Annotated in this window: 2 protein-coding genes; both read right to left on the bottom strand. The window is 55.2% G+C overall.

What is annotated here, in order from left to right; translation table 11 throughout:
* The coding region (locus tag IGW03_RS37725; RefSeq protein ID WP_194727497.1) for a transposase at positions 1-542 on the bottom strand (542 nt) is incomplete at its 3' end.
* Between the two features lie 51 nt (positions 543-593).
* Positions 594-910, bottom strand: a 317-nt coding sequence (locus tag IGW03_RS38640) for an IS3 family transposase (protein WP_228536365.1), incomplete at its 5' end; no start/stop codon positions are given.

The following is a 910-nucleotide window of genomic DNA, read 5'->3' as shown; positions in this document are numbered from 1 at the left end:
CCGCGGAAATTCATATCGGTTGAAAGAAAAACTGAAGGCTGGTCTCGTCCGTCCGGAAGAGACTCAATCCTAGTCGGGTGAGGAAATTTCCCTTCCGATATTGTGGAAAATTGCGTTCCTCTTGACAGCAGGTGCACATGCAGGGCCAGCGTCATGGAGGGCGGCACCGGTTGGACAGGCGGTGCCGCAACCGGCACTGGGCTGGCCGCCACGATGGGCACGAAGGGCGATGCGGCTTCGACCGCTTCCGAGGCCCGGGTGATCGGTGTCACATCCACAGTCGAGGACGAGTTCGTCTGCAGTGCAGCTATACATTCGGTCGGCGCCTGATTGGCCAGGTTGCGCTCGCGCTCGAGGAGATACCGCGAGATCCACTTGCGTAGCAGGTTGGCGTTGATGCCGTTCTCCTGCGCCAGCCGCGCCACCGACACGCCCGGACGCAGGCATGCCTCGATCAAGCCGCGTTTGCTGGCGGCGTCATATTGACAACGGCCGCCCCGGTCATGACCGAGCACTCTCAACTTGGTGTGATTCTCTTCCATGGGTGTCCACCTCCTGTATGAACCGCCCCCCAAACGTTGGACAGAGGTTGACTATAGCAGACCGGCCTGAATTCTAAAATCCACTGGACTCAGACCTCCCAGCTTAAGCTTAATACGATCACTGTTGTAATAGTGGATGTATTCCTTTATACCTAACTGCAGTTCATCGATATCTCGGATGTCATTGAGATAGAAGTATTCGGCTTTAAGCGTCCCAAAAAAGCTTTCCATTGCTGCCCGGGAGGTATAACGGAATGTTGTGGATGAGGGGTAGTTGAAGAAGGCGGCGGATGCTGCTGAAATAAGGTTGTCTAGACCGAAACATTTCAGCAGAAAGGAATCCGCCACCATGGGTGACGATAGAGTTA

This window comes from Noviherbaspirillum malthae, from assembly GCF_015352985.1.
GTDB lineage: Bacteria > Pseudomonadota > Gammaproteobacteria > Burkholderiales > Burkholderiaceae_D > Noviherbaspirillum > Noviherbaspirillum malthae.
The sequence above is the reverse complement of the archived record's forward strand: the minus strand, read 5'-3'. Positions and strand labels throughout refer to the sequence as shown.